This window comes from Massilia glaciei (assembly GCF_003011895.2).
Classification (GTDB): Bacteria; Pseudomonadota; Gammaproteobacteria; order Burkholderiales; family Burkholderiaceae_D; genus Telluria_A; species Telluria_A glaciei.
In genome coordinates, this window is the sequence record NZ_PXWF02000215.1 from 1 (window position 1) to 540 (window position 540).

The 540-nt window shown below is 68.7% G+C and carries 1 pseudogene; it reads left to right on the forward strand.

Annotation, left to right across the window (positions count from 1 at the left end):
* Positions 1–312: pseudogene (locus C7C56_RS13050) on the forward strand (efflux RND transporter periplasmic adaptor subunit); the annotation flags it as partial.
* Between the last annotated feature and the right edge of the window lie 228 nt (positions 313–540).

The following is a 540-nucleotide window of genomic DNA, read 5'->3' on the forward strand; positions in this document are numbered from 1 at the left end:
GCCGAACGCAAGATCCGCGAGCAGCAGTACGCCCAGCCCGGCCAGGCGATCATGGAGATCCTCGACGACAGCGTGCTCGAGATCGAATTCCTCGTGCCCAGCAAGTGGCTGGTCTGGCTCAAGCCGGGCCACCGCTTCTCGATCCTCATCGACGAGACCGGCAAGACCTATCCGGCCAAGCTCCAGCGCATCGGCGCCCGGGTCGATCCGGTGAGCCAGTCGATCAAGCTGGTCGCCGCCATCGACGGCCGCTTCCCCGAGCTGCTCACGGGCATGAGCGGGCGGGTCCAGATCGCGCCGCCCGTGCTGTGACAACAACGTACTGAACAACAAAAAAACAACGCAATAGCCCCATCGTCGCCAGAAAGCCCGGAACCCGCCATGACCAAGACCCCGCCAAAACCGTCCGCCCCGAACCCTGCCGCCCGCGCCGGCCGCGCCATCGCGCGCCGCAAGCCGCGCCCGCTGGCGCTCGAGGCGCGCCTGATGTTCGACGGCGCCGGCGCGGCCGGCATTGTCGACGCGGCCCGGGGGCACGAG